This window comes from Corallococcus macrosporus, assembly GCF_017302985.1.
GTDB classification, from domain to species: domain Bacteria; phylum Myxococcota; class Myxococcia; order Myxococcales; family Myxococcaceae; genus Corallococcus; species Corallococcus macrosporus_A.
In genome coordinates this window covers 194,695-221,114 of record NZ_JAFIMU010000010.1, presented here as the reverse complement: position 1 = coordinate 221,114, position 26,420 = coordinate 194,695, and the positions used below count along the sequence as shown (strand labels likewise).

Sequence of the window (26,420 nt, the reverse complement as noted above, 5' to 3'; positions counted from 1 at the left end):
GCACCGGCCATCCCGGTGCGGGACCCGACCGGGAGGCATCACATGGCGTTCAATCTGATCGAAGCAGTCGGCTCACAGTTCATGCAGAAGGGATTGCTCCAGAAGATCAGTGGCTCGCTGGGCGAGGACCCGCAGGCGACCACCAAGGCGCTGCCGGGCGCCATCGCCGCCGTGGCCGCGGGCGTCGCGGACCAGGGCGGCAACGAGGCCGGTGCCCACCGCCTGCTGACGAAGCTCAACGAGGGCGGCTTCACCGGCCCCGACGCACCCGCGCGCACCGGCGGCATGGGCGAGGGGCTGATGGAGGAAGAGGAGCGCGGGAAGGGGATGCTGAGCGGCATCTTCGGCAACAAGCTGGGCGGCATCACCGAGGGGCTCACGCGCTTCGGAGGGATGCGCAACGCCGGCTCGGCGACGCGGTTGTTGTCCCTGGCCGCGCCCATGTTGATGGGCGTCCTGGGCAAGCAGGTGCGCGACCAGCGCATGGGGTCGTCCGGGTTGATGCAACTGCTCAACGGCCAGCGCAACAACATCGCCGCCGCGCTGCCGGCCGGGCTGGGCGGCATCCTGGGCTTCGGCGGTGCGCGCCACGCCGTCGCGGAGGTCATCGAGCCCCACCGCGACGTGGCCCAGGCCCGCGAGCCGGGCCCCGTGCGCGAGGCCCACACCGTGCGCGAGCCGATGCACCGGCAGACCTACAACCGTCCGCCGGAGCGCAAGAAGAGCATCGCGGGCTGGGCCATTCCGCTGGCCCTGCTCGCCCTGGTCGTGCTCGCGTGGGGCGCCCTGCGCGGACGCCGGGCGGACCGCACCCGGGCCCCGCAGGTGACCCGCACGACAGCACCCGCGGCGCAGGACCGCGTCGCGCAGACGCCAGAGCCCGTGCGGCCGACGACTCCCGCGCCTGTCGTGGTCCCGCCCGCGACGGGTGGCTCCGGCACGGAGGGAACGGAAGGCACCGGCGGCTCCGGGAGTCAGTCGGGCGCGGGCGCCAACGTGGCGGCGCAGGACGCGGGCACGGGTGGCTCCGGCGCTGCGGGCGGCGAGAGTTCCAGCATGGCGCAGGACGCGGGCACTGGCGGCTCCGGCGACGTGGAGAAGGAGAGCGCGGGCACCGGCGGCTCCGGCCAGGAGAAGATGCGCGTGAGCGACCCCAGCAGCCTGCGTGAGGCCATCTCCGGCCCGGGCGCGGAGCAGGGTTTCGTGCTGGAGGGCGTGGAGTTCCGCACGGGCTCGTCGCAGCTCACCTCGAAGAGCAAGCGCATGGTGGACGAGCTGGGCAACGTGCTGAAGGAGAAGTCCGACACGCGCGTGCGCATCAAGGGCTTCACGGACTCCACCGGCAACGCGGACGCCAACCGCCAGCTGTCGGAGACCCGCGCGGAGAGCGTCCGCCGCGAGCTGGTGAGCGACGGCATCCCGCAGGACCGCATCGAAGTCAGTGGCGAGGGTGACGCGGATCCCATCGCCTCCAACGACTCCCCTCAGGGCCGCGTGCAGAACCGCCGCATCGAGGTGCAGGTGCTCGGTCAGTGATCCCCCGGGCACGCGGTCCCGGCGGCGTCCGGTCCCCCATCCAGGACCGGGCGCCGCTGTCTATGTGACGGCGGACAGCTCCGGCCGGTGCAGCGGTTCGCCCAGCAGCTCCGCCAGGTCGAACGCGTCCAGCAGCGCATGGCCCTTCAGGTCGTTGTTGAAGAACACCCACGCGGTCCGTCCTGCATCGCGCCAGGCGTTCAAGTCGTCCGCCACCCGCCGCAGCGCGCGCCGGCCGTAACGCCCCTCGTAGCGCCCCGAAGCGCCGTGGAAGCGCAGGTAGCGGAAGCCGCCCGTGGGGTGGGGCACCGGCGCGTCCACGAGGTCGTGCTCGCACACCGCCGCGCCGTACGCCTCCAGCACGGCGAGCACCTCCGGGTGGTACCAGGCCGCCTGCCGGAACTCGAAGACGTGCTGCACGCCGCCCGGCAGGTGGGCGAGGAAGCGCTCCAGCCGCTCCGGATCCGGCTTCGTCATGCCGGGCGGAAGCTGCCAGAGGACCGGCCCCAGCTGGCCGCCCAGGCGCAGGACACGCGAGAAGAAATGCTCGACGCCCTCGCCCACCTCCGTGAGCCGCTTCAGGTGCGTGAGGAAGCGGCTGCCCTTGCACGCGAAGAGGAAACCCGGGGGCACCTGCTCGCGCCAGCCGTCCACGGCGGCCTCCGTGGGCAGGCGGTAGAACGTGGCGTTGAGCTCCACGGTGGAGAACACGCGCGCGTAGTAGGGGAGCCAGCGGCGGGCCGGCAGCCCGTCCGGGTAGAAGAGCCCCTTCCAGTGCTTGTAGACGTACCCGCTGGTCCCCAGGTGGATGGCCGCCATGCGCTGGAGGATGGGCACGCCCGCCCCGCGTGGCCGCGCCCTGTCCACCGCGTTACACCTGCCGGAAGTTCTCCTCCAGGCTGGCCCGCGCTAACGCCTCGCGTTAGGGCTTCACGCTTGACCCTGCTTTCACCCACCCTCTAGAAGGCCCGCGACCCATGGCGACTCCCGACCGGTTCCCCCTCCCACAGGTCTCTGAGAGCACCCGTAAACCCGAGTGGTTGAAGGTGCGTCTGCCGCATGGCGAGGGCTATGAGCGGGTGAAGGCCATCGTGAAGCGGGTGGGGCTGGCCACGGTGTGCGAGGAGGCCCGCTGCCCGAACATCGCCGAGTGCTGGGGCGGAGGCACCGCCACGGTGATGCTGATGGGCGAGGTGTGCACGCGCGCCTGCCGCTTCTGCCACGTGAAGGTCGGGGCGCCCCCGCCGCTGGACCCGATGGAGCCCATCCATCTGGCGCAGGCGGTGAAGGAGATGAACCTCGAGTACATCGTCGTCACGTCGGTGAACCGCGACGACCGTCCGGACGGGGGCGCCAGCCACTTCGCGTCCGCCATCCGGGAGCTGCGCAAGGAGAGCCCGCGCACGCTCGTGGAGGTCCTCATCCCGGACTTCAAGGGCAAGGAAGAGGACCTGGCCACGGTGGCGGAGGCGAAGCCGCACGTGGTGGCGCACAACGTGGAGACGGTGGAGCGGCTGACGCCGACGGTGCGCGACCGCCGCGCCACGTACCGCCAGTCCCTGCGCGTGCTGGAGTACCTCAAGAACCGCCCGGAGAAGGTCTACACCAAGACGTCCGTCATGGTGGGCCTGGGCGAGACGGATGAGGAACTGGAGCGCACGTTCAAGGACCTGCGCGACGTGGGCGTGGACGTGCTCACGCTGGGCCAGTACCTGCAGCCGTCGCAGTACCACCTGCGCGTGGAGCGCTTCGTGACGCCCGCGCAGTTCGAGGCCTACAAGACGCTGGCGGAGTCCTACGGATTCCTCTACGTGGCGTCCGGGCCGCTGGTGCGCTCCAGCTACCGCGCCGCCGAGTTCTTCATGAAGGGCCTGATGGAGCGCGAGCGCGTCGAGCGACTCGGCTGACCGGACGCACCCCTTCCCCAACCCACAGAGAGACACTCCCGCTCATGGCGACTTTCGAATTCAAGCTCCCGGACCTCGGTGAAGGCGTGGCGGAGGGCGAGCTCGTCAAGTGGCACGTCAAGGAGGGCGACCTGGTGAAGGAAGACCAGGTGCTCTGCGAGGTGATGACGGACAAGGCCACCGTCACCGTGCCCACCCCCCACGCCGGCCGCGTCGTGAAGACGCACGGCCGTGAGGGCGACATGGCGAAGGTGCACCAGCTGCTGGTGACGATGGAGCTGGAGGGGAGCGCTCCCGCGGCGGCCGCCCCTGCCCATGGCGCCCCGGCGGCGCACGGAGCTCCGGCTGCGAGCCCCGCGCAGGCGGCGGCGCCCGCGGCTCCCGCTTCCGCCACGAAGGTGCTGGCCACGCCCGTCACGCGCCGCATGGCGCGCGAGCACGGCCTGGACCTGGCGGAGATCTCCGGCTCGGGGCCTCAGGGCCGCGTGACGAAGGCGGACGTGGTGGCGGCGCTGGAGGGTGGCACCGGCGCGCCGAAGAAGAACGAGGTCGCGGCTCCCGCGCCCCAGGCCGCGCGTCCGGCGGCGCCGCCCGTGTCCTCGGGCAAGGGCGACGAGCGCATCGCGCTGCGCGGGCTGCGCAAGAAGATCGCCGAGAAGATGGTGCGCTCGAAGTTCACGATGCCGCACTTCGCGTTCGTGGAGGAGGTGGACGCCACGGACCTGGTCGCGCTGCGCACGCGGCTCAACAGCCAGCTGGCGGCGGCAGGGGACGGCACGAAGCTGACCTACCTGCCGTTCATCGTGAAGGCGACCATCGCGGCGATGAAGAAGTTCCCGCACCTCAACGCGAACTTCGACGAGTCGACGCAGGAGCTGGTGGTGCGCGGCGAGTACAACATCGGCATCGCGGTGGCCACGCCGGACGGCCTCACGGTGGCGGTGGTGCGCAACGCGGATCAGCTCACGCTGGGCGAGCTGGCGAAGGAGATCTCCCGCCTGAGCGTCGCGGCGCGCGACCGCAAGCTGAAGATGGAGGAGCTGACGGGCGGCACCTTCACCATCACCTCGCTGGGGCAGAGCGGCGGCCTGTTCGCCACGCCCATCCTGAACCACCCCGAGGTGGGCATCCTGGGCGTTCACAAGCTGAAGAAGCGCCCGGCGGTGAAGAACGACCAGGTCGTCGTCCGGGACATGATGAACCTGTCGCTGTCCTGCGACCACCGCGTCATCGACGGCGACGTCGCGGCGAGCTTCGTGTACGAGATCATCAAGTACCTGGAGGCGCCGGACCTGCTGTTCCTCGCGATGGCGTGAGGACACGCGTCGTGGGGCTCGCCCGACCGCTCCAGCTCCGGGGGGCGGCCGGGACGCGGGGGACTTCCGGAACAGCAACGCTGAAGGCGGGCACGCGCGATGGCCGACAATCCCCGTGAGTTGATCCGCGCCGCGCAGACCGCCGAGCTCCAGGGGGACCGCACGCGAGCGGCGGAGTGCCTGGAGCAGGCCGCCGCCCTCTACCAGCGCTCCGGGCATACCTCGCGCGCCTCGCAGTTGTTGCGGCAGGCGCGCCAGCTGAAGGCCCGCGCCCCGGACGTGAGCCCCGCCTTCACCGCGGCGATGGCCGGAGGCAAGGACGCGATGGCCTTCCGCGCCGTGAGCTGGAGCGATGAGGTGTCCGCCGCGTTCAACGACAAGGCGGACGCCCGGGTGCACACGCTGGAGGAGTCCTCCGTGACCGGTGGCGCGGCGCTGCCCAGCGAGCCCGGCCTGCCGAAGCTCGCCGGAAGGATCGCCGCCATCGGTGCTCCGTCGTCGGCCGAAGCTGTCACCCTGCATGACGGGCCTCGTTCCACGAGCACGGCGGAGGCCGATGGCCCGAGCGCGGAGAACGAGACCCCCGTTTCTGGTGGCCAGCGGCAATCGGCCGCGAGTCTGGCCGCTGTCGCATCCGGCGATGCCTCGCGGCCTGCCTCGGATGGAACCGCTGCGGCCAGCACGGATGGCCAGCGCAGTGTTCCTGACGACGACGTCGTCGTTCCGGGCGGCATGCTGCTTCCGCCGGAAGAGGATGAACTGGCCCCTGCGACGGGGCTGCTGCGTGCCTCGGGCGCGGAAGACGTCGTCGTTCCCGGGGGCCTCCTGCGTCCGCCGGACGAGGACATGTCGCCCGTGCACGCTGAGCCGGCACGGGGCCGCCGGCGCGAGAAGCGCATCATCGAGCGCGGTCCGACCCGCGCGGATCCGGCGCTGGATGCGTGGTGCTCGTTCTGCTGCCGCCCCCGTGGAGAAGTCGGCGACCTGGTCGCGGGTCCGGCCGGTGCGTTCATCTGCAAGGGCTGCCTGGGCGAGTCCCAGGGCCTCCTGGGCGACGTCGTCCCGCCGCCCCCCGTGCGCAAGCCCGTCGTGGAGGAGCCCCGCCAGACGGGAACCGTGGAGATGGTGGGCCACGACGAGGTGAAGACCCTGCTGGAGCGCACGCTCCAGGCGGGCGCGCGCTGCCTGCTGCTCGTGGGCCCGGAAGGCTGCGGCAAGAGCCTCTTCTTCCAGTCGCTCCAGCGGCGCGGCCAGGGAGTGCTCACGACCGTGGAGGCGCTGGAGTCCACGCCGGGCACGGAGCCGCTCCTCGTGGAGGACGTGGACCGCCTGGAGTCCGGCGGGCAGGCCGCGCTGACCGCGTTCCTCGCCAGCCACCGGGAACGCGCGGTGGTGATGAGCGCTCGCGGCGCCGTGTCGTCCCTGGGCCTGTGGGTGCGAGGGGAGGGCGGCAGCCTGCCCGTGCCCACCACCGCGGGAATGATCGAAGCCGTGCAGGGCCTGGTGCCCGTGTCACTGCTGGAGCGCGTGCAGGTGCTGCTCCCGGTGCGCCGCCCCACGGTGCCGGAGCTGGTCGAGGTGGCCCGCCGCTCCCTGGCCCTGCGCCAGCCGGCCGTCACGCTGTCGGAAGAAGTCCTGGGCGCGTTCGCCGCGGAAGCGGTCCGCTCCCCGCGCGCGGGGCATGAGCTCCAGGCGCTCCTGTCGCGCGTCTACGCGGGCAGCTGGAGCCTGGAAGCCGCGCAGACGCCCGCCGCGCCATCCCACAACCCTCGAGGGGGGCGAAAGGGATCACCATGAACACGCTCACCGTCTTCCGCCTGGGCCGGGTGGAGTACGAGGACGGACTGAAGCTGATGCACCTGTTCGGCGAGGCCCGCCTGCAGGGGCTCATCGGCGACGCGCTGCTGCTGCTGGAGCACCCGCCCGTCCTCACGCTGGGCCGCGCCGCGAAGCGCGAGAACATCACCGCCACCGACGCGCACCTCGCGCAGGAAGGCGTGGAGGTGTTCGACACCAACCGGGGCGGCGACGTCACCTACCACGGCCCCGGACAGGTGGTGGGCTACCCCATCCTCCTGCTGCCGGAGGACCGCCGCGACGTGCGCCGCTACGTGCGCGACGTGGAGCGCGGCCTCATCCAGACGCTCGCGGGCTTCGGCCTCACGGCGGGCGCCATCCCCAAGTGGCCGGGTGTGTGGCTGGGGCACGAGGGCTCGCCGGACGCGCGGAAGATTGGCGCCATTGGCGTGCACCTGTCGCGCTGGCTCACCACGCACGGCTTCGCGCTCAACGTGAACACGAACCTGGAGCACTTCCAGCTCATCGTCCCGTGCGGCATCCGCGAGGCGGGCGTCACGTCCATGCAGCGCGAGCTGGGCCACCCCGTGTCCGTCCCGGACGTGGAGGAGGCGCTCGCCCGCGAGTTCACCCAGGTCTTCGACGCCCGGCGCGTGGACGGCACGGTGGACCTGCGCACGGTGAGCGTCGCCGTGGTGCACGGCCGGGGCCCCGAGGCCCGCGTGCTGCTCTTGCGCCGGACGCCGGAGCGCGGCGGCTTCTGGCAGACGGTGACGGGGCGCCTGGAGCCGGGCGAGTCCCCCGTGGAGGCCGCCCGCCGCGAGGTGGCGGAGGAGACGGGGCTCCAGCTCCCCGTGGTGGACCTGGCCTACCGCCACGCGTTCGCGCTGGGGGAGGCGCTGCCGCCGCGCCTGGTGGAGGAGCACGGCTTCGCGGTGCACGCCGCGCCGGACACGCAGGTGCGCCTGGGCCCGGAGCACGACGCCTTCGAGTGGGTGGACGTGCCCACGGCGCTCGCGCGGCTGCCCTTCCGGGGCCTGCGCGAGACGGTGACCCGGGCGCTCAACGCGCCCAGGCGGTAACTCCGCTACAGCTCGATGACCATCGCTTCCTTCGCGGCGATGGTCGCCTTGCGGTGCTTGCGCACCTCGCGCAGCAGCTTGTCCATGCTCGCGTCGTCGCGGCCCGGGTCGTGGTGGAAGAGCACCAGCTGCTTCACCTCACTGGCGTCCGCCGCGCGCACCGCCGCCTCCCAGGTGGAGTGGCCCCAGCCCGTGCGGGCCGGCCCGGTGCGGCCGCGGTACTCGTCCTCCGTGTACATGGAGTCGTAGATGAGCGCGTCCGCGCCGCGCGCGAAGTCGAACAGCTTCGCGTCCAGCGCGGTGCCGTGCTCCACGTCCGTCGCGTACACCAGCGAGCGCCCGCCGAAGTCCACCCGGTAGCCCACGTTGCCGCCCGGGTGGTTCAGCTCCAGCGTGCGCACCGTGGCCTTGCCCACCGGGATGTCCTCGCCCACCACCACGTCCCGGTACGCCAGGCGCGTGCGGAACACGTCCTCCGCCGTCACCGGGAAGTAGGGGTGCACCATCTGCCCGGCCAATATCTGCTTGAGCGATTTGCCGTCCCGAGGCGACCCGTACAGCGTCACGTCGTTCGCCGGATTGAACATCGGCGAGAAGAACGGCAGGCCCTGCAGGTGGTCGTAGTGGTAGTGCGAGATGAAGATGGACGCCTTGACGGGCTTTCGCGTCGCCACCAGCGCATCTCCCAGGCCTCGCGCTCCGGAGCCCAGGTCGAAGATGAGCAGCTCGTCCCCGCAGCGGACCTCCACGCACGGCGTGTTGCCGCCGTAGCGCTTCGTCGCGGGGCCGGGTGCGGGGATGGAACCGCGCACCCCCCAGAAGCGCACCTCGAAGCGCGCGGTGCTCCGCCGGACCGGGCGCTCAGCCGGCCTTGGCTTCGGTGTCGTCGTCCTCCGCGAAGAGCTCAATCAGGTGCCCCGTACGCTCGCGCTTCGTCTTCAAATAGTCGACGTTATGCGGATTGTGCTCGGTCCGGGAAGGGATTCGGCGCCGGACCGCCACGCCTTCCTCCACCAGCCCGGCGATCTTCAGCGGATTGTTGGTGATCAGGTCCACCGACCGCACATCCAGCGACCGCAGCATTTCCGCAGCGATGTCATACGAGCGCAAGTCGTCCGCGAAGCCGAGCTGCCGGTTGGCCTCGTAGGTGTCCAGCCCCTTGGACTGCAGGGCGTAGGCCTTGATCTTGTTGCCCAGGCCGATGCCCCGGCCCTCCTGGCGCAGGTACAGCACCACGCCCAGCCCGTTCTGGGCCACGAAGTCCAGGGCCCGGTCCAGCTGCTCGCGGCAGTCGCACTTGAGGCTGCCGAAGACCTCGCTCGTGAGGCACTCGGAGTGGATGCGCACCGGCACCCCCTCCAGGCCCTTGGGCTCGCCCACCACCAGCGCCACGTGCTCGCGCCCGTTGCGCTTGTCGCGGAAGACGATGGTCTTCAGGACCCCGCGGGCCGTGGGCACGTCCGCCTCCGAGTACCGCTCCAGGTGCTGGGTCGGCTTGCGGGTCGGCAGGACCTGGGGTGAGCGCGTGTCGGACATGGTAGGTCGTCTCCCAGTAGGGGGCTGTTACTTCTCGCCCCCCTGGATGCAAGTCAAGGTGACACCCGGAGGGGTGTGGTGAAACCCGCCTGTTTGGATGCGGCGGACGTGGACTGCGTTGCTCAAGCGACCCACGACAGGGGGAGCAGCTCCACATGGGAGCCATCAGTCAGGCTGCTAGCGTCGTGGGGGAAGTGAAGCAAATGTGTGGCTGCCGAAGCTGAACGCAGGGCCCCCGACGTCTGAGTCCCCAGGGGCTTCGCCCACAGCTCGCCCGCCCGCCAGGTGGCCGTGACGCGCACGAAGTGGGCAAGCCCCGGGGCCTTCGACAGGCGCCCCTCCAGGCGGCCGGAGACGCGCGGGGGCTCCACGTCCGTGAGCCCCTGGAGCCGGCGCAGGGCGGGGCGCACGAAGAGCTCGAAGGTCACCAGCGACGACGTGGGATTGCCGGGCAGGCCCAGGAACAGGGTGTGGCCCCGCTGGCCCACCACCAGCGGCTTGCCGGGCTTGATGGCCACGCGCCAGAAGCGCTGCTCCACGCCCAGGGCCTCCAGGGCGTCCTTCACGAAGTCGTGGTCACCCACGGAGACGCCGGCGCTGGTGAGGACCACGTCGAAGCCCTCCACGCGCGACAGGGCCTCCTGGACGGCCTCCCGCGTGTCCCGGGCGATGCCCAGGAGCGTGGGGATGCCGCCCGCGCGCCGCACCGCCAGGGCCAGCGCGGGGGCGTTGACGTCCACGATGCCGTCGCCGGGGGGCTCGTCCACGCGGCACAGCTCGTCGCCGGTGGACAGCACCGCCACGCGCGGCCGGCGGGGCACCGGCACCGTGCCCTGGCCCTGCGCCCACACGAGGCCCAGCTCCGGGATGCCCAGCGGGGTGCCGCGCCGCAGCAGCACGTCGCCTTCCTTGGCGTCCTCGCCCCGGGGGCGGATGAAGTTCCCCGGCTCCACGGCCTCCAATATCTCCACGGCGTCCGGGGCGTCCGGCACGGCGCGGGTGCGCTCGCGCATCACCACCGCGTCCGCGCCCGGGGGCAGGGGGGCGCCTGTCATGATCCGCGCGCAGGTGCCGGGGACGACCTCACGGGTGGGGCGCCTGCCGGCGAACACCGTCTCGCCCACGGCGAGGCGCACGGGCAGGGGGCCCGCCAGGTCCCGGGCGCGCACCGCGTAGCCGTCCATGGCGGAGTTGTCCCAGGGGGGCAGCGTGCGGCGGGCGAGGACGTCCTCGGCCAGCGCGCGGCCCAGGGCGTCATCTCCGGGCACCCACTCGGTGGGCAGTGGCGTGCACAGCCCGAGGATCCGCGCTCGGGCCTCCTCCACCGGCAGCAATGCGGGGGCGTCACTCATGATGTTTTCCCACCCAAAGTCCGTGGGAAAATCAAGTGTTAGTTTGACAGCCCAGCTGATCATCGTTACAAGCAACCGTGATCGCGAGGCTCGCGTCCAACAGCAGGGGCGTCCCGCCAACCCGTTGATAGCACACGGGAAATTTCCAAGGAGACAGCGTCGATGGCCAAGCCCAAGTCCGGGGCGAAGAAGCCGACTCCCGCTGCAAAAGCCGGTGCGAAGCCTGCCGCGAAGAAGGACAACGCGGCCCGCCTGGATCTGATCCGAAACGCCTCCAAGAAGGTGGCGACGGCCGCGACGAAGGTCGTCAAGGCGGTGGCGGAAGGGGCGAAGGGAAAGGTCGCGGCGGCGAAGAAGGCGGTGGCGGAGAAGGTGGAGAAGGCCCCCGCGGCCGCCAAGAAGGCGGCGGGCAAGGCGGCGCCTCCCGCGCCCCCGGCGCCTCCCGCGAAGGCTGGCAAGGCCGCCGCGAAGGCCGCGGCCCCCGCGCCTGCCGCCGCTGGCAAGAAGGGCGCTGGCAAGGCGGGGGGCAAGGCCCCGTCGGCCGTCCCCGCCGGCCCCCAGGTGGAGAAGCCGCGTCCGCGCGCCACGAAGCTGCCGCCCGTCGGCGAGCCGCTCACGAAGCGTGAGATGGAGCAGCTGCTCACGGCCGGCGAAGGCCGCGGCGTGATGGGGGAGGGCAGCCTCAAGGGCCGCCTCATCCTCAGCGGCGAGATGCCCCACCTGGTCGTCGTCGGCCGCGACAAGCGCGAGCTGACGTTCCTGCTCCAGGGACCGGATCAGGAAGTGCTGCCGGCGTACGTGGACCACAAGGTCTCCGTGGTCGGCCTCATCAAGAAGACCACCAACCACAGCGGCGTGGTGGAGGTGCGCAAGTACTCCGCCAAGAAGCCCGAGGTGGAAGAGGTCGCGCCGCCGCCCGCGGACACGGAGCCGAAGCTGCGCTACCTGTCGCCCGGCGAGGTCTCCATGGCCATCGCCGCGGGCATGGGCGCGGGCGTCAAGGGCTTCGCCAGCATCCGGGGCAACCTGGAGATGATGGGCGAGGACTTCGTGCTCGTCGTGTCCAACGGCGGCACGCGCCAGCAGGTGTCCTTCGCGATTGAAGGCAAGGCGGCCGTGAAGAGCCTGCGCAAGCACGTGGGGCAGACGCTCCAGGTGACGGGCGTGGTGGACAAGACGTCCGGCTGGGGCGGCCGCATCACGGCGGAGACCGTGGAGCCGCGTCCGTCCGAGGCCCGCTCGGTGTCGCGCGACGAGATGGAGCTGGTCCACATCGAGGGCGAGGTGCCCACGTCCGTGGACGTGAAGCTCAACCACGGCCTCACCGTGCGCCTGCAGGAGCAGCCCGGCTCCACCTGGGCCATCGAGCCCACGCTGGCCAAGCGCGTGGGTCTGCGCGAGGCCAACTTCGAGCCGGGTCCCAACGGCAGCCCGGCCACCCGCGAGTTCTTCTTCACGCCGCGCAACCCCGGCAGCTTCGAAGTGGAGTTCTTCCTCGCCAAGGCGTTCACGCCGGGCGTGGTGGAGCGCTCCTTCAAGATCAACGTCACCGTCAAGCCCTGAGGGCCTGGACGCACGGGCCCTCCCCGGACCGCAAGGTCACCTGGGGAGGGCGAATGGGGGCCGGGGGGTTCCCGCCCGCACCCTTCGGGCTTACCCGTTCCCTCAGCGGCCTTGCCGCGTCCCCACCGTGAGCATTTCCCAAGACCATATCCGACAGCTGCTCGCCGAAGCCGATCACCCCCTGGGCCTGAAGGAACTCCTTCGCCTGGGAGGTTTGAACCCCGGCCAGCAGACCGACCTCAAGCGCGCCCTGCGAGAGCTGGTGCGCGCGGGCGCCATCGTCAAGGACGGCAAGCGCTTCCGCCTGGAAGGCCCGCGCACGCCCCGGGCGCCCGACGAAGGCTTCGAAGCCCGCCGGGACCCGTCCACGCCTCCCTTCAAGAAGCGCGGCCCCACGCCAGGCAGCGGGCGCGAGGAGCGCCGGGGCGGCTTCCGGGAGGACCGTCCGGGTGTCCGCGGCGGCGACTTCCGGCGCTCGCTCCAGCGTGGCTTCCGGGACGACCGCTTCGAGGAGTCCGGGCAGCCCATGGTGGAGGGCATCCTCCACATGCACCGGGACGGCTTCGGCTTCGTGCACCCGGTGTCGGGCGAGGGCGAGAACATCTTCCTGCCGCCCGGCGAGGCGCAGCGGGCGCTCGACAACGACCGCGTCCTCGTGGAGGTCGCGGGACGGCCGGGCCGCTTCGAGGGCCGGCTGGCGCGCGTCATCAGCCGGCGGCGTGAGCTGGCGGTGGGCACGTACGTGGCGCAGGGCCGGCACTCGCTGGTCATGACCACGGACACGAACCTCCCGGGCCCCATCCGCGTGCCGCCGACGCAGATGGCGCGCGACGGCGACCTGGTGAAGGTGCGGCTGGGCGTGGGCGCGGACCTGCTGGAGCCCGGGCAGGGGCTGTTCGGTGAGGTGGCCGGCTCGCTGGGCCGGCCGGGCGACCCGAGCGCGGAGGTGCTGGGCTCGGCCTTCGCCCATGGCTTCTCCGACGAGTTCCCGCCGGAGGTGATGGACGAGGCGGACGCCTTCGCGGTGACGGTCACGGAGGCGGAGGCCACGGAGGGCAACCGCCGCGACCTGCGGCAGATGCCGCTCATCACCATCGACGGCGAGGACGCGCGCGACTTCGACGACGCCGTTTACGCGGAGCCGATAGCCGGGGGCTGGCGGCTGGTGGTGGCCATCGCGGACGTGTCGCACTACGTGAAGGAGCGCACCGCGCTGGATGCCGAAGCGCTCAACCGCGCGACGTCGGTGTACCTGCCGGACCGCGTGCTGCCCATGCTGCCGGAGCGGCTGTCCAACGGCATCTGCTCGCTGCGTCCGGACGAGGACCGGCTGTGCATGGTGGCGGACATGACGTTCGACCGCCACGGCCAGCGCCGCTCGCACGAGCTGTACCCGGCGGTGATGCGCAGCGTGGCGCGCTGCACGTACAACGAGGTGCAGGACGTCCTGGACGGCAAGGACGTGCCGCACCGCAACTTCCTCAAGCCGCAGTTCGAGCAGCTGATGGCGCTGGCGCGCTCGCTGATGGCCATGCGCAAGGCGCGAGGCGCCATCGACTTCGACGTGCCCGAGCACAAGATTGTCCTGGGCGAGGACGGCATCCCGCTGCGCATGGAGAAGCGCGAGCGCAAGGACAGCCACCGGCTCATCGAGGAGTGCATGCTGGCCGCCAACGAGGCGGTGGCGACGTACTTCCAGGACGAGGGCCTGCCCACGGTGTACCGGTTCCACGGCGAGCCGGACCCGGAGAAGCTGGCCGCGTTCGCCGTCCTGGCGGAGGCGTACGGCTTCCACCTGAACGTGGAAGACGGCGTGTCGTCCAAGGAGCTGGACGCGTTCATCACGCAGCTGGAGGGACACCCGGAGCAGCGGGCCCTGAACCAGCTGTTGCTGCGCTCCATGATGCAGGCCGTCTACACGTCGACGCGCGTGGGCCACTATGGCCTGGCGGCGGAGAACTACCTGCACTTCACGTCGCCCATCCGGCGGTATCCGGACCTGCTGGTGCACCGCATCCTGAAGGCGGTGTGGGCGCGCAAGGGCAAGCGGCCGTCGGAGTCGCAGCTGGAGCGCGAGGAGGAGCGGCTGGAGGGCATGGCGCAGCAGTGCTCGGAGCGCGAGCGCGCGGCCATGACGGTGGAGCGCGAGGTGGTGGCGTTCTACGCGGCCCTGATGATGAAGGACCGCGTGGGCGAGGAGTTCGACGCGACGGTGGCGGGCATCGCCGAGTTCGGCTTCTTCGTGGAGCTGGACGAGGTCCACGTCGAGGGCCTGGTGAAGGCGGAGACGCTGGGGCCGGGCTCCAAGCTGGACAAGCGGACGCACTCGCTCGTGTATTCGAATGGCCGGCGCGTGCGCGTGGGGCAGAAGCTGCGCGTGCGGCTGCTGTCCGCGAACACGACGTCGCGGAAGATCGACTTCGAGGCGCTCCAGTTCGAAGACGAGGCGCCGCTGCCGAGTGCCACCGGAGCGCGGCCGACGCTGCGCCGCCGCGAGTCCGTGAACGAAGCGCCGGGCCGTCACGCCGGGGCCCGTCACGAGCGCCAGGCCGCGAAGACGGGCCGCACGCCGTGGCGGAAGCCCGGTGCGGCGGAGGCCTCCGACGCGGACCAGTGGAAGTCGATGGCGGAGGCGGAGCAGACGCCGTTCGGAGTGAAGGGGTGGCAGCCGCCCACGGCCGAGGACGTCGCGTCGGAGGACGCCGCGGCGCTCTCCGGGTACGGCACTTCGGAGGAAGAAACGGCCCGGCCGCGTCCGCGCGGGCGGTTCAGCCGGGAAGGTCGCCGCGAGGAGGCCGCCCCCGCGCGTTCCACCTCCCGCTTCCTGAAGGCCCGTACGGAAGAGGCCCCCGCACCGAAGGCGGAGCCGGCCACTCCGGCCAAGGGCAAGCGCAAGGTCATCCGTCCCGCGCTGCCCCCGTCCGAGGAAAGCACCTCGGAGGCGCCGTCTGGCGCGGACCGCTTCGATGACGAGGCCGCTCCGCCTCGCGCGGACTTCACGCCGGCCTTTGGCGGCGACGACAGCGCTCCAGCCGCTTCACCGCACCCGGGCTTCGACCGGATCCGTGCGCTCGCCGCGCAGCGGGGGCAGCTCTCCACGGGGGCGGCTCCGGGCCGCGCGGGCGCGTCCAAGAAGGTCCGCAAGGCGGCCTCGGGCGCGAGTGCTCGGGCGAAGCCCTCGAAGAAGGCTTCGCCGGGGAAGAAGGCCGGCGGGTCGAAGGGCGCGGGCAAGAAGCCGGGACGCGGTGCCCCGGGCAAGCGCAAGCGCTGAACGCGGGGCCGGACCTTCCGGCCTCGCCGCCGTTCCACTCAAGGAGGCTGTGTGGGTGCTGTGCGAATCGTGGGGTTGATGCTGGCGGTGGCGGGCGGGGTGCTGCTGTTCACCGGGCTCAAGGCGCGGGACTCACTCACCGAACGCGCCACCGAGCTCATCACCGGCCGCAACACCGAGCAGACCACGCTGTACGTCGCGGGCGGCGGCGCCGCGCTCGTGGGCGGCATCCTGCTGGCCCTCTTCGGGGGAGGACGAGGCCGGCGTTAGGCCCCGTCCCCACCACCCGGACTACTTGTTCGAAGCCTGCGCGGCCTTGGCGCGCTTGGTCGCCTCGCCGAACTGCTTGGTGGACTCGTTGGCCTGGGCCGTCAGCTCCGTGATGCGCTTGGCGTGAGCCTCGGCGCTGGCCTTGGCGGCGGCGACGCGCTCGGCGGCCTGCGGATCCACGACGGCCTTCTTGCCCTTCTCCGGCTTGGGCGGCGTGGCGGCCTCGACGGCCTCCTGCTCCGCGGCCTGCTGCAGCGCCTTCTCGTGCTCGATGTACTTGAACATCACGATGCGCTTGTTCAGGTACGTGTTGGGCAGGTCCGGGTTGATGGCGATGACCTGGTCATACGTCTTCAGCGCCAGGTCCAGCTCCGAGGGGACCGCCGGGGCGGACATGGAGCGGGCGCCACCGCGCTGGGCGTGGACCTCGGCGATCCAGCTGAGCGCGTCGGTGTCCTTCGGGTTGATCTTCAGGCACTCCTGGAAGTACTGCTCCGCCTTCTCCAGCGGGCCGTTCTTCGCGTACATCGCCGCGACGTTGCGGTAGGCGTCGGACTTGTCCTGGGGCGTCTTCGCGAAGTCCACCAGCTTCAGCGCGGACTGCGCGGCCAGGTCCGTCTGGCCCGCCTGCATGTGCGCGAAGGCCTTCTTCTCCCAGACCTTCTCCTGGGTCGGGTCGATCTTCAGCGACTCCTCGTACTCCTTCACCGCCTCCGCGTAGTTCTTGTCGGCGAGGAAGTTGGTGCCCTTGACCCGGTGCTCCTTGGCCTTCTCCGCCTTCTCGTCACCGCAGCCGAAGGACCCGCCCAGGGTCAGCATTCCCAGCATCAAACCCACGCTACCCAGCCGCTTCATGCCCAAAGCCTTTCGTAGAGGTTCCAGGGGCACGTCCCAGGCGGGGGCCCCACATGGCGCGGAATATACCCGAACTCGGCTCGGCTTCAGGAGCGGGCGCGCGCGACCAGGGAGACGAGCAGGGGCGCGCCCAGGGCGGCTGTCACCACTCCCACGGGCAATTCACGCCCAGGGAGGATCAGCCGCGCCGACGCATCGCACAACGCGAGGAACGCGGCCCCCACCACCACGGAGCCGGGCAGCAGCACGCGGCGGCTCACCCCCAGCGTCCGGCGCACGACGTGCGGGACGATGAGCTCCACGAAGGCGATGGGGCCACACCACGCCACGCAGGCGGCCACCCCCAGCGCCCCCAGGCCGATGGCCACCGTGCGCACGCGGCGGACGGGGACGCCCTGGGACTCGGCGTGATCCTCGCCCGCGATGAAGACCTCCAGCGCGCGGGTGAGGGCGAGCAGCCCCACGAGCGTGACGGCCGCGAACGGCGTGAGGAGCAGCACGCCCGTGTAGCCCACCTGCGGCAGGTGGCCCAGGGACCAGCGCAGGGCGGCCGTCAGCTCCGCGGAGTCCGCGGTGAACTGCAAGCCGGTGGAGAGGGCCCCCGCCGCCATGGAGCAGGCGATGCCGGCGAGCACCACGTCGTTCATCCGCACGCGGCGGCCCGCGGCGATGGCGGCCACCACCAGGCTGACGCCCATCGCCCCCACGAAGGCCGCGGCGGTGATGAACGGAAATCCACTCGGAGCGAGCCGGGCCCCCAGGATAATGGCCACCAGCGCGCCCAGGGTGGCGCCCGCCGTGGTGCCCACGGTGCTGGGCGCGGCCAGCGGGTTCGCGAAGAGGGACTGGTACACGGCGCCCACGAGCGACAGCGTGCCGCCCACCAGCATGGCCATCAGCGTGCGGGGCACGCGCAGCTGCCAGAGGACGAAGTCCGCCGAGTCGGCGGTGAACCCCGGGCCGATGAACGGCGCCACCGCGCACGCGGCCAGGCAGACGGCCAGCAGGATCCAGACCTTCACGGGGAGCCTCCGCTGCGGGGCAGTCCCACGAAGACGCGGTGGCCGTCCACGGACGTCGCGTGCATGCGCACGCCGAACAGCTCGCCCAGGCGGTCCCCCAGCTCGGGCGCGTCGTACGGCAGCTCGAACGCCACGCGGCCCTGGAACAGCCCGACGACGCGGGGCGCGGAGCTGCCCGGCGCGCGGGCGTGGGTGAGCACGTTGACGTCGTGGGTGACGCAGAGGATGCCGCGTCCGGCGCGCCAGAGGTGGCCCATGCGCGTGTACAGCTCCAACTGGTGCGCGGGGTCCAGGAAGTTGGCGGGCTCGTCCAGCAGTACCAGCGGGGTCTCCTGCGCGAGCAGCCCCGCCACCGCCACGCGCTGGCGCTCGCCGCCGGACAGCTCCGTGATGGGCCGCATGGCGAAGGACGCGGCGCCCACCTCCGCGAGCGCCTTGTGCGCCGCCGTCTCGGAGGCGCGGCGGGACTCGGGGAAGCGGTAGCGCGCGGAGACGACCTGCTCCAGCGCGGTGATGGGCTCCGCCGCTTCCAGCCGCTGGGGCAGCCACGCGAGCCGCGCCGCGCGCGCCCGGGGGGCGAGCCCCGACACGTCCTGGCCGTCCACGAGCGCATGGCCTGAGTCCGGCCGCAGCAGGCCCAGCGCCACGCGCAGCAGCGTGGACTTGCCCGCGCCGTTGGGCCCGACGATGGCGACGAAGTCTCCCGGGGCCACGCGCAGGGACACGCCGTCCAGCAGCGTCCGTCCCCGCGCCCGCACCGTCACCGCGTCCAGCGTCAGGCCGGCCGTCATGGCGATGGGGGCGGGGAGGGCAGGGTGCCCAGGGCGGCGCGAAGCCGCTCGACGACGTCGAGGATGGCGGGCCCGGTGGACTGCACGTCGGAACCGATGACCAGCCGCACCCGGTCCTCCCGCGCGGCGCGCAGCGCGGTGAGCTGCCTCCACGGGGCCAGGACCTGGGCCTGTTGCGCGGCGTCCAGCGCGGGCACGTTGACGAGCACCAGCACCGCGTCCGGATCCAGCGCGATGACCCCCTCCAGCGACAGGTTGGGCGGCCCGGTGCGCTCGTCGGAGACGGCGTTGCGCGCGCCCGCGGCCTCCAGCGCGGCGCCGTGCAGCGACGCGCGCTTCATGTACCAGACCTCCGACAGCGTGCCCGCGGCGTCGCCCAGGACGAGCAGCACGCGGGGCGCGTCCTTGGGCGCGGGCCGTGACAGCGTGCGGTCCAGCTTCTCCGCGAGTGCCGTTGCCTGGGGCTCATGACCGCTCAGCCGGCCCAGCTCCTTCACGCTCCCCACCACCTCCTGGAGCGACGTCCAGGGCAGCACCTTCAGCGGCGCCAGCGCGGCGAGCGCCTCCGCCGGGGCCTGCTTCACCTGCTGATCCACGAGCAGCGTGGGCTTGAGCCTCGCGATGGCCTCGAAGTTGGGCGCGAACGTGGTGCCCACCCGGGGCAGGGCGGGCGTGCCCTGGGGCAGGGCGGTGTAGTCGGACACGCCCACGACCTGCGCGCCCGCGCCCAGGGCGAAGAGCGTCTCCGTGACGGACGGCGACAGGGAGACGATCCGCCGTGCCTGGCCCTCCGGGGCAGGGGGCGCCGGACGCTGGCAGCCCGCCGCGAGCGCGAGCACCACGCACAGCAGGGAGGGGAGGCGGAAGAGACTCATGGGCGGCCGACTTCTAGCACGCGGGTCGGAGGAAGCGGCGTCTGGGTTTCGCTGGGGGAGCGCGCATATCCTGGGAGCTCCTCACAGGGGGAATACCCGGACATGGCTTGGATGAACTGGTCTTCGCGCGCGCTCTGCGCCGCGGCGTTGCTTTGCACTTCCTCGGCCCTTGCCGCGTCGCCGTTCGCGGAAGGGATGATCTCCATCACGTTGGATGACGGCTGGAGCACGCAGTACACGCTGGCGAGGCCGGCGCTGAAGTCGCGAGCCATCCCCGCCACGTACTACCTGGTCACCGACGCCGTCGCCCAGGGCTGGGGGGGCTACATGACCCTCGCGCAGGTGCAGACGCTCAAGGCGGAGGGCAACGAGATCGCCAGCCACACGCGTACGCACGCGGACCTCACCACGCTGACGGCCGCGCAGCTGACGTCGGAGCTGCACGACTCGCGCGCGTGGCTGCAGGCGAACGTGGGGGCGGCGTGCGGCAAGGACTTCGCGTCACCCTACGGCGCGTACAACGCGACGGTGATGACGGCACTGAAGACGGAGTACGCGAGCCACCGCACCATCAACGCGGGCCGCAACTTCAAGGACACGGTCGTCTACGAGCTGCGCGCCAACGACGTGTCGAGCGCGGTGACGGTGGCGCAGGTGAAGGGGTGGATCAACCAGGCCATCGCGGAGAAGAGCTGGCTCATCATCCTCTTCCACGAGTTCACCAGCGGCACGCCCACGCGGGAGACGCAGTACAAGACGACGAACTTCACCAGCATCCTCAGCTACGTGAAGTCGTCCGGCATCCGCACCGTGACGGTGGAGCAGGGCCTGGCGCTGTCGGACGGCGTCACGGAGGCGCCGCCGTCGGTGGGCACGGTCGTCTACGACGACGCCATGGGCAGCGGCTTCCAGGACTGGAGCTGGGCGACGCACGACCTGGACCAGGCCGTCACGGTGCACTCCGGCTCCACGGCGGTGGGCTTCGAGCCGGACTACTGGGAGGCGCTGATGTTCCACCATACGGGCCTGGACCTGTCGCTGTACCAGTCCATCGACCTCTGGGTGCACGGAGGCACGGCGGGCGGGCAGCAGGTGCGGCTGGCGCTCTACAACGGCGGCACGCCGCTGGGCAGCATCAACCTGGAGACGGCGCTGGGGCACCCCATCGCGGCGGGGACCTGGCAGAAGATCTCCATCCCGCTGACCACGCTGGGCGCGACGTCCGGCACGGTGGATGACATCTACCTGATGGACGACTCCGGCTCGGATCAGGGCACCGTGTACGTGGACGACTTCGTGCTCGTGCCGTACTGAGCCGCCGTGTTGCAGCCGCGCGCCGGGGTTCGCGCCGGCGCGCGGTTGTCAGGGAGATGAGCCCGCACAAAGGCGCATGAGATGACTTACTGATCCTGACAAGTAGCAGGTCAGAGGTTCCTCTGGAACCTGATGCAGCAGCCAAGGACGAAGATGTCAAAGCGAACCTGTGTCTTGTAGCCGTCGCGGCCTTGAAGGCGACTCCAATAGTGCCTCCAAACTAGCGTGCTTATACAATCTAGTTGAGGCGACCCAGCCGATCTCTGGATTTGATGCCAAAACTCACAGTTTGAGCAGTGACGCCGCTACGCTGCGCAGTTCGCGCAGGACCTTCTCGGACGCATAGGTCCAGTCGCGAAGAGTCTGCCGTAAGCAAGGATGCCTCCGGCCCAAAGACGGTGGGATAGGCCGGGCGAGTTATGAGAAGGGTTGTTTATGTCATCGGGCTGTCTGACGGACTTGCCGCGACTCCACCGTTGAAGCATAGACGAATGAGGATTCGATAGACGCGCGGGAAAAGCTGCCTTGTTGCGCAAGTCTTTCATTCAGAGGCCGCTCCTGAACTCGACGCCGTGTGATTGGCACTTGCGTAGGCACACGAGCTGAAATTTACTTTGATTTCAGTCCTGGTTGCTTCCGCCACCGAGGGGTATTGCGCGTGCTTATGCTGAGATGTCCTGGATGGATCTTGTTTCCTGCTGTACAGTGAAGCGCTGGAGCTTGGCGAGTTGTGGATAAGGATTTGAAATTATCTTCGGTCGCCGCTGTTTTTGATGATGCCTAGTGTGTTTGTTCAACAGGGAGACTGCAGTGACTGCAAAGAAAAAGCAGCAACAAAAGACCAGGGCGAGCAGGAAGCTTCGTGGTGTCACGCGCTCAAGTAAAGGTCCAAAGTCGCGTGACATGTGTTTTGTGATTATGCCTTTCGGAGGTTATTTCAATGCCTACTACGAGTCGATCTACATTCCGGGCGTAAAGGATGCTGGACTTGAGCCACACCGAGCAGATGACCTGTATGGACCACAATCCATTGTTAGCGACATCTGGGAGTATACAAAAAAATCACGAGTAATCTTGGCTGATCTTACCGGGAAAAACCCCAACGTTTTTTATGAGTTAGGGCTTGCTCACGCGTCGGCAAAGCCGGTGGTCATGATTGCGCCATCGATGGACGATGTCCCATTTGACTTGCGGGCTCTTCGGATAATCATCTACGACAAGAACGCTCCGGACTGGGGCAATGATCTTCGCGACAACATAAAAATGGCATTAAAGGAAGTCTTGTCTTCGCCGCTTGAGTCAGTTCTGCCAACTTTTCTCAAGGTTAGTGCGGGTGAAGGAAAAACGACAATCACTCCGGAGAGAAAAGAGCTGCTCCAGGTGAAGCGAGACTTGGACCTGGTCAAGACGGAGTTGCGAGCCACACAGGCGGGAGGGTTGTCTTCCCACAGGGAAGTGCCTGGGCCTGATGAGGCCGAAGACTTGATGCGTCTGTACTTAAAGCGCGGATTGTCTGATCGGCTTATTATTTCGATGTTGGCTGAGCGCGGCGTGCCATCTGGTTGGGCTCAGAACAAATTGAGACGGCTTCATGCCGAAGAAGTAGTGCGCACGGCTGCGGTCCGAAAGGAACAGTCTGCCGTCGCAGGGACTTCCGAGGACAAAGCATCTGCTGAAGAACCGCCCAGAAAAACATAAGCGGTTTGGGGTGACGAATGTGTCACCTGTGATGGCCGCGCGCCGGGGTCCGCTCCGGCGCGCGCGGGTGAAGTCAGCAGGGCCTACAGCTTGATCAGCTCCACGTCATCCATGTGGATGACGTTGGAGCCGTTGTGGGCCGGCGACTTGCTGTGCAGGCCGAACTCCAGGTAGCCGTTGGTGACGTTGATGGCGGGCGTCTCCACGAGCGTGTAGTTGCCGTAGGTGCCCAGGTTGGTGATGGCCGCGGCGCAGTCTCCGCAGTTCTTCACCTGGAAGCGCGCGAAGTCGAACGTGCCGCCCTTGCGGAACCAGGCGCGCAGCTTGTAGTTGCCCGACGCGAGGCCCGACTTCGTCTGGTACGTCCACGCCTCGTAGGCCGCCGCCGACGTCCAGTGCGTCAGGTGGAAACTGCCCGAGTGCCCGCCGTTGTACGTCTCCGAGAACGCCGCCGAGGCCGTGCCGTTCGGGCTCCAGGTGTTCCAGCCCGTCATGCCGCTCTCGAAGCCCGGGTTGGTCAGCGTCAGCGGCTGCGTGGTGCCCGGCTGGTACCAGCGCACCCACTCGACCTCCATCGTCTTCTTCGCGCCCCAGGCCAGGTCGACGGAGGCCGGAGCCGGGTTCCCGTACCAGACGCCTCCCAGCGCCAGGTTCAGGATGAGGTAGTGGTTCTGCTGGAACTCCGTCTCGTTGTGGTTGAACGTCGCCGTGGACACGAAGTCCTTGTCCAGACGGAACACCATCGTGTTCGCGGTCCACTCCACTTCATACGTGTGGAAGTCCTGGGACAGGTCCACGCCACGGCTCGCGCCCGTGCCCCAGTCCGCGTTGCCGCCGTTGTACCAGTGCACCGCGGACTTCATCCACGTGGGCTCCGTGGACTTCCACTCCAGGATGTCGATCTCCCCCGCGGCGGGCCAGCCCGCGCTCTGGATGTTCGAGCCCAGCGTCCAGAACGCCGGCCACATGCCGTAGCCCGGCGGAATCTTGATGCTCGCGACGATCTTCCCGTAGCGCCCCTCCACCTTGCCCTTGGTGTGGATGCGGCCGGAATAGAACGACCGGTATTGCCCCGGGCAGCGCGAATCCGTGGGGTTGTCCGCCGTGCGCTCCGCCGAGATGATCAGCTTGCCGTTGGCCACCGCCACGTTCTGCGCGCGCGGGAACTCCAGCTCGCCCGTGCCGAAGTTGCAGTTGTTGGTCACCGGATCCCAGTTGCTCGTCAGCGCGGTCCACGCGCCCGTGTTCAGCGCCGTGCCCGTGAAGTCGTCCTGCCACGCCAACGACCAGCCCGAGCCCGGGTCGTACGCGCGCTCGCCCTGCTGCGTCTGGCCGTAGCCTTCCGCCTCCACCGGGGCGGCGGCTTCCGGCTCCGGAGAACAGCCGGAGAGGGTGGTCAGGAGTCCTGCGGCGACGAGGCCTGCTCGAAAGGGGCGGTGCATGAATGCTCCGGGGATGGGGGAGCATTCATATTTGCCTGTTTTAACGCGTCTTGCCAGGAAAGCCCGGAACGGCTCAGCCAAGCCACTGCGGGTTCTGGACGGTTCCGTCGAAGTGGTGGCTCGTCTTGTACTTCTCGAAGGCGCCGTCTTTCGCCGCGTCCTTCGTCTTCGCGAGCAGCGCCTGGACTTCCTTTTCGCTCAGGGGCTTGAAGGTGCGCGCGGCGGTGAGGGCCTGCTGAAGGCGCTCCTGCGAGTCGATGCCGGTGATGACGACGCTGACGGGCAGGGACAGGTTGTAGCGGAGGCAGTCGGGCGCGGTGACGGTCTTGCTGTCGAGGATGAACGGGTCGCCCATGCTCTTCATGGCGAGCACGCCGATGCCGTCCTTCACGAGCACGGGCAGCACGCGCTTCTCGAAGCTGTTGAAGTGTGCGTCCATCACGTTGAGCGGGAGCTGCACGGTGTCGAAGCGGAAGCCGTGCTGCTTCGCGGTCTCCAGCATCTTCAGGTGGATGTCCGGGGACTTGTGGCCGGTGAAGCCCAGGAAGCGCGCCTTGCCGGCCTTCTGCGCGTCCTTCATGGCCTCGATGGCGCCGCCCTCGGCGAAGGCCTTGTCCGGATCATTGTCGCGGATGACCTCGTGGAGCTGGAGCAGGTCCACGTGGTCGGTCTGGAGGCGCTGGAGGGATTCGTCGATCTGCTTCGCGGCGGTCTTCTTGTCGCGGCCGTCGATCTTCGTCATGAGGAAGGCCTTGGCGCGGTAGCCGTCGCGCAGCGCCTTGCCCATGCGCTCCTCGCTCTTGCCGTCGTTGTAGTCCCAGCAGTTGTCCAGGAAGTTGATGCCCAGGTCCAGGGCGCCCCGGATGAGCGCGATGCTCTCCGACTCGTCCTTCTGCTTGCCGATGTGGAAGCCCCCGAGTCCCACGCAGGACACCTCCTGGCCGGTGCGGCCCAGCTTGCGGCGGGGCACGGCGGGCGCGTTCTTCGCCTTGGTGGGCGAAGCGCCCAGCACGGGCGGGGCGACCATCAGCGACAGCGTCGCGGCGAGGAATTCCTTCCGGGTCATGTACGGGCGTCCTTCCAGAGGGGCAGGTGGCGTCTGGAAGGCGGACGTTGGGACCCCGAGGGGCCGGGGACAACGGGCGCGCGGGCTGAATGTGCAGGAGCCATCGCTGCGCGGTGGGTGTGCAGGGAGGGCGGGTGCCGCATAATCGACACCCGCATGCGCATCCCCCTCCTTGTGCGGCGCGTGGGTCCGCTCCTCGCGCTGATCCTCCTGGCCGCGTGCCGCATCGAATCCGCCGCGCCGTCGGGAGGCGCCGCCGTGACGCAGGCCGCGACGCCGTCCGGTGAGGTGTGGGTCTACACGTCGATGTACCGGCACGTGCTGGACGCGATGGAGCCGTTGCTGAAGGAGCGGCTGCCCGGCGTGCAGGTGCACTGGTACCAGGCGGGCAGCGAGAAGGTGGCCAGCCGGCTGGAAGCGGAGCGGGCCGCGGGCGCGGTGCGCGCGGACGTGCTGATGACGTCGGATCCGTTCCTGTACGAGCGGCTGGCTCGGGACGGAGCGTTCCTGCGCTACGCCTCCGTGAACGCGCTGCGCATTCCTCGCACGTTGCTGGACCTGGACGCGAGGTACGCGGCGGTGCGGCTGTCCACGATGGTGCTGGTGCACCGGTTGGGCGCGGGCGATGCGCCGAAGTCGTTCGCGGCGCTGGTGGACGGAAGCTGGAAGGGCAGGGCGGCCATCGGGGATCCGCTCACGTCAGGCACCGCGTTCACGTGGGCGGTGTTCCTGCACGCGAAGCGAGGAGAGGCGTACTTCGCGGGGCTGAGGGACAAGGGCGCGGTGGTGGCGGGAGGCAACGCGGCGGTGCTCCAGAAGGTGGAGAGCGGCGAGGTAGATGCGGGCGTGCTGCTGCTGGAGAACGCGCTGGCGGCGAAAGCGAAGGGCAGCCCGATCGAAATCATCTGGCCGGAGGACGGCGCGGTGGTCATCCCCGGCCCGGTGGGGCTGTTCGCATCGACGCGAAACCCGGTGGCGGCGAAGGCGCTGGTGGACGTGCTGCTGTCCCCTGAGGGTCAGCGGATCATCGTGGAGAAGGGGGACATGCACGCGGTGGATCCGCGCCTGAGCGGCCCCCGTGGAGAGTCCGGTGTGGAGGGGTTGCTGGGCCGCGCGCAGGCCTGGACTCCGGAACTGCTGGAGCAGGGGCTGCTGCACGGAGGCGACATCAAGGAAGCCTTCAGCCGGGCGTTCGCGCGATGATCCACGAACGCCTCCACCGTGGCGCCAAGGCCCTCCGCGGCGAGGTGGCCCAGCCCCAGGCGCGAAGCCGAACCCAAGACCTCAGACCATCCACGAGGTCCGCCTTCTGCCCGACCCGACCCCAACGGGTCCGACGGTCGGACCCGTTTCCATTGCTCCGATGGACCGGGCACCCTCGGCCCGGGACTTCCCAACGGGTCCAACTGTCGGACCCGTTACCGCTGCTTGGGCGGACCCGGGGCCTTCTGCCCACGGCGGGTGACGAGATTCGTAATGGCCGTTGGACGTCGTCAGTCCGGGCGGGGCCGGGGCGGTCGTCTCAACGGGTCCGACAGTCGGACCCGTTTCAGCTGCCCGGGTGGACGGGACGCTCCGCCCCTGAGGTGGGCGATGGGATGGGGAGTGGCCATGTGGGCTCGTTGGCACCGGCCAGGCCAGGGCGACTGTCCAAACCTGTCCGACAGGTGGATGGCGAGGTGGGGCGTGGCCTCGGGCATCCGTCGGCCCCGGGGCGGCCGGGGCGG

General features: G+C 70.0%; 21 protein-coding genes. 11 read left to right on the top strand and 10 right to left on the bottom strand.

What is annotated here, in order from left to right; all coding sequences use genetic code 11:
• The first annotated feature begins 42 nt into the window (after positions 1 to 42).
• The gene (locus JYK02_RS31665; RefSeq protein WP_207056601.1) at positions 43 to 1,536 is read left to right on the top strand and encodes an OmpA family protein; all 1,494 of its coding nucleotides are present in this window, start codon (positions 43 to 45) and stop codon (positions 1,534 to 1,536) included.
• Between the two features lie 60 nt (positions 1,537 to 1,596).
• Here the strand turns inward: JYK02_RS31665 and JYK02_RS31660 are convergent, their stop codons facing one another.
• Positions 1,597 to 2,373 (bottom strand): DUF72 domain-containing protein, encoded by a 777-nt coding sequence (locus tag JYK02_RS31660; protein ID WP_347402633.1) that lies wholly within the window; start codon positions 2,371 to 2,373, stop codon positions 1,597 to 1,599.
• A gap of 140 nt (positions 2,374 to 2,513) precedes the next feature.
• Here JYK02_RS31660 and lipA point away from each other — a divergent pair, with 140 nt between their 5' ends.
• From lipA to lipB, 4 genes are all read left to right on the top strand, one after another.
• Complete coding sequence (lipA, locus tag JYK02_RS31655; protein WP_207056600.1) at positions 2,514 to 3,443, top strand: lipoyl synthase; 930 nt, start codon at positions 2,514 to 2,516, stop codon at positions 3,441 to 3,443.
• A 44-nt stretch (positions 3,444 to 3,487) separates the two neighbouring features.
• A complete protein-coding gene (locus JYK02_RS31650) occupies positions 3,488 to 4,759 on the top strand; it encodes a dihydrolipoamide acetyltransferase family protein (RefSeq protein WP_207056598.1) in 1,272 nt (423 codons plus the stop codon).
• Between the two features lie 99 nt (positions 4,760 to 4,858).
• Entirely contained in the window at positions 4,859 to 6,556 is a 1,698-nt protein-coding gene (locus tag JYK02_RS31645) for a ClpX C4-type zinc finger protein (protein WP_207056597.1), read from the top strand.
• On the top strand, positions 6,553 to 7,638 hold the full coding sequence (lipB, locus tag JYK02_RS31640; protein ID WP_207056596.1) for a lipoyl(octanoyl) transferase LipB: 1,086 nt from the start codon (positions 6,553 to 6,555) through the stop codon (positions 7,636 to 7,638). Before JYK02_RS31645 ends, lipB begins: the two co-directional genes overlap by 4 nt.
• Positions 7,639 to 7,643: 5 nt before the next feature.
• Here the strand turns inward: lipB and JYK02_RS31635 are convergent, their stop codons facing one another.
• The 3 genes from JYK02_RS31635 to JYK02_RS31625 form a co-directional block, all read right to left on the bottom strand.
• A complete protein-coding gene (locus JYK02_RS31635; protein WP_207056595.1) occupies positions 7,644 to 8,465 on the bottom strand; it encodes an MBL fold metallo-hydrolase in 822 nt (273 codons plus the stop codon).
• Between the two features lie 34 nt (positions 8,466 to 8,499).
• Positions 8,500 to 9,174 carry a GTP cyclohydrolase II gene (gene ribA, locus JYK02_RS31630; protein ID WP_207056594.1) on the bottom strand — a complete coding sequence of 225 codons (675 nt, stop codon included), beginning with the start codon at positions 9,172 to 9,174 and terminating at the stop codon, positions 8,500 to 8,502.
• A gap of 122 nt (positions 9,175 to 9,296) precedes the next feature.
• Positions 9,297 to 10,526: a molybdopterin molybdotransferase MoeA gene (locus JYK02_RS31625; protein WP_207056593.1), complete on the bottom strand. Its 1,230-nt coding sequence runs from the start codon at positions 10,524 to 10,526 to the stop codon at positions 9,297 to 9,299.
• A 162-nt stretch (positions 10,527 to 10,688) separates the two neighbouring features.
• Here JYK02_RS31625 and JYK02_RS31620 point away from each other — a divergent pair, with 162 nt between their 5' ends.
• The 3 genes from JYK02_RS31620 to JYK02_RS31610 all read left to right on the top strand — a co-directional run bounded on the left by JYK02_RS31620 (position 10,689) and on the right by JYK02_RS31610 (position 15,630).
• Positions 10,689 to 12,089 carry a protease inhibitor I42 family protein gene (locus JYK02_RS31620; protein WP_207056592.1) on the top strand — a complete coding sequence of 467 codons (1,401 nt, stop codon included), beginning with the start codon at positions 10,689 to 10,691 and terminating at the stop codon, positions 12,087 to 12,089.
• Positions 12,090 to 12,216: 127 nt separating this feature from the next.
• Positions 12,217 to 15,360, top strand: coding sequence for a ribonuclease R (gene rnr, locus JYK02_RS31615; RefSeq protein ID WP_207056591.1), 3,144 nt, complete (start codon positions 12,217 to 12,219; stop codon positions 15,358 to 15,360).
• Positions 15,361 to 15,411: 51 nt separating this feature from the next.
• Complete coding sequence (locus JYK02_RS31610) at positions 15,412 to 15,630, top strand: DUF3185 family protein (protein ID WP_171415907.1); 219 nt, start codon at positions 15,412 to 15,414, stop codon at positions 15,628 to 15,630.
• Positions 15,631 to 15,651: 21 nt separating this feature from the next.
• On the opposite strand, the gene JYK02_RS31605 is transcribed toward JYK02_RS31610, so the two are convergent.
• The 4 genes from JYK02_RS31605 to JYK02_RS31590 form a co-directional block, all read right to left on the bottom strand.
• Entirely contained in the window at positions 15,652 to 16,485 is an 834-nt protein-coding gene (locus JYK02_RS31605) for a tetratricopeptide repeat protein (protein WP_207056590.1), read from the bottom strand.
• 86 nt (positions 16,486 to 16,571) lie between these two features.
• Positions 16,572 to 17,507 carry an iron chelate uptake ABC transporter family permease subunit gene (locus JYK02_RS31600; RefSeq protein WP_207056588.1) on the bottom strand — a complete coding sequence of 312 codons (936 nt, stop codon included), beginning with the start codon at positions 17,505 to 17,507 and terminating at the stop codon, positions 16,572 to 16,574.
• On the bottom strand, positions 17,504 to 18,298 hold the full coding sequence (locus JYK02_RS31595; protein ID WP_207056586.1) for an ABC transporter ATP-binding protein: 795 nt from the start codon (positions 18,296 to 18,298) through the stop codon (positions 17,504 to 17,506). Before JYK02_RS31595 ends, JYK02_RS31600 begins: the two co-directional genes overlap by 4 nt.
• Complete coding sequence (locus JYK02_RS31590) at positions 18,295 to 19,173, bottom strand: ABC transporter substrate-binding protein (protein ID WP_207056584.1); 879 nt, start codon at positions 19,171 to 19,173, stop codon at positions 18,295 to 18,297. Before JYK02_RS31590 ends, JYK02_RS31595 begins: the two co-directional genes overlap by 4 nt.
• Positions 19,174 to 19,284: 111 nt before the next feature.
• On the opposite strand from JYK02_RS31590, the gene JYK02_RS31585 reads away from it, so the two are divergent.
• Complete coding sequence (locus tag JYK02_RS31585) at positions 19,285 to 20,487, top strand: polysaccharide deacetylase family protein (protein WP_242589422.1); 1,203 nt, start codon at positions 19,285 to 19,287, stop codon at positions 20,485 to 20,487.
• A gap of 810 nt (positions 20,488 to 21,297) precedes the next feature.
• Positions 21,298 to 22,185: a hypothetical protein gene (locus tag JYK02_RS31580; RefSeq protein WP_207056579.1), complete on the top strand. Its 888-nt coding sequence runs from the start codon at positions 21,298 to 21,300 to the stop codon at positions 22,183 to 22,185.
• Positions 22,186 to 22,268: 83 nt separating this feature from the next.
• Here the strand turns inward: JYK02_RS31580 and JYK02_RS31575 are convergent, their stop codons facing one another.
• Together JYK02_RS31575 and JYK02_RS31570 are read right to left on the bottom strand one after the other, a co-directional pair.
• Positions 22,269 to 23,627: a glycoside hydrolase family 16 protein gene (locus JYK02_RS31575; RefSeq protein ID WP_207056578.1), complete on the bottom strand. Its 1,359-nt coding sequence runs from the start codon at positions 23,625 to 23,627 to the stop codon at positions 22,269 to 22,271.
• A 73-nt stretch (positions 23,628 to 23,700) separates the two neighbouring features.
• On the bottom strand, positions 23,701 to 24,693 hold the full coding sequence (locus tag JYK02_RS31570) for an aldo/keto reductase (RefSeq protein ID WP_207056576.1): 993 nt from the start codon (positions 24,691 to 24,693) through the stop codon (positions 23,701 to 23,703).
• A 156-nt stretch (positions 24,694 to 24,849) separates the two neighbouring features.
• On the opposite strand from JYK02_RS31570, the gene JYK02_RS31565 reads away from it, so the two are divergent.
• Positions 24,850 to 25,896, top strand: coding sequence for an ABC transporter substrate-binding protein (locus JYK02_RS31565; protein ID WP_207056575.1), 1,047 nt, complete (start codon positions 24,850 to 24,852; stop codon positions 25,894 to 25,896).
• Positions 25,897 to 26,420: the final 524 nt, after the last annotated feature.

Coding starts and splice junctions, on each gene's coding strand:
- JYK02_RS31590 (WP_207056584.1), bottom strand. CDS start 19,173: ATGAGTCTCTTCCGCCTCCCCTCCCTGCTGTGCGTGGTGCTCGCGCTC.
- lipB (WP_207056596.1), top strand. CDS start 6,553: ATGAACACGCTCACCGTCTTCCGCCTGGGCCGGGTGGAGTACGAGGAC.
- JYK02_RS31650 (WP_207056598.1), top strand. CDS start 3,488: ATGGCGACTTTCGAATTCAAGCTCCCGGACCTCGGTGAAGGCGTGGCG.
- JYK02_RS31595 (WP_207056586.1), bottom strand. CDS start 18,298: ATGACGGCCGGCCTGACGCTGGACGCGGTGACGGTGCGGGCGCGGGGA.
- JYK02_RS31665 (WP_207056601.1), top strand. CDS start 43: ATGGCGTTCAATCTGATCGAAGCAGTCGGCTCACAGTTCATGCAGAAG.
- JYK02_RS31575 (WP_207056578.1), bottom strand. CDS start 23,627: ATGCACCGCCCCTTTCGAGCAGGCCTCGTCGCCGCAGGACTCCTGACC.
- JYK02_RS31565 (WP_207056575.1), top strand. CDS start 24,850: ATGCGCATCCCCCTCCTTGTGCGGCGCGTGGGTCCGCTCCTCGCGCTG.
- JYK02_RS31645 (WP_207056597.1), top strand. CDS start 4,859: ATGGCCGACAATCCCCGTGAGTTGATCCGCGCCGCGCAGACCGCCGAG.
- lipA (WP_207056600.1), top strand. CDS start 2,514: ATGGCGACTCCCGACCGGTTCCCCCTCCCACAGGTCTCTGAGAGCACC.
- JYK02_RS31620 (WP_207056592.1), top strand. CDS start 10,689: ATGGCCAAGCCCAAGTCCGGGGCGAAGAAGCCGACTCCCGCTGCAAAA.
- JYK02_RS31585 (WP_242589422.1), top strand. CDS start 19,285: ATGAACTGGTCTTCGCGCGCGCTCTGCGCCGCGGCGTTGCTTTGCACT.
- ribA (WP_207056594.1), bottom strand. CDS start 9,174: ATGTCCGACACGCGCTCACCCCAGGTCCTGCCGACCCGCAAGCCGACC.
- JYK02_RS31625 (WP_207056593.1), bottom strand. CDS start 10,526: ATGAGTGACGCCCCCGCATTGCTGCCGGTGGAGGAGGCCCGAGCGCGG.
- JYK02_RS31605 (WP_207056590.1), bottom strand. CDS start 16,485: ATGAAGCGGCTGGGTAGCGTGGGTTTGATGCTGGGAATGCTGACCCTG.
- JYK02_RS31570 (WP_207056576.1), bottom strand. CDS start 24,693: ATGACCCGGAAGGAATTCCTCGCCGCGACGCTGTCGCTGATGGTCGCC.